Below are 250 nucleotides of genomic sequence, written 5' to 3'. Positions count from 1 at the left end.
CTGTGTAGCGAGTGCGGCCACAAGATGCCGGATATGCCACTTCACCAGCGGCAGTGGGCATGTCCGGCGTGTGGTTCGGAGCATGACCGCGACATCAATGCGGCCATGAACATCCGACAGCAAGGCATATTGGAATTAAAAGCGGCGGGGCTCGCCGTTTCTGCCCATGGAGGCCAGCGTAAATCCGTCAATGTGACGGTAGCGGCCTAAGAAGTGGGAAGCCTCGCCGCTTGCGGCGGGGAGCAGTCAC

1 protein-coding gene is annotated in these 250 nt (G+C 60.4%); it reads left to right on the top strand.

Annotation, left to right across the window (positions count from 1 at the left end):
- Positions 1–210 (top strand): zinc ribbon domain-containing protein (locus tag BN1125_RS06780; protein ID WP_156993183.1); only part of this gene is annotated, 210 nt, incomplete at its 5' end.
- Positions 211–250: the final 40 nt, after the last annotated feature.

Source organism: Aeromonas fluvialis (genome assembly GCF_000819885.1).
Taxonomy (GTDB): domain Bacteria; phylum Pseudomonadota; class Gammaproteobacteria; order Enterobacterales; family Aeromonadaceae; genus Aeromonas; species Aeromonas fluvialis.
This window is presented reverse-complemented; position numbering and strand designations above follow the sequence as displayed.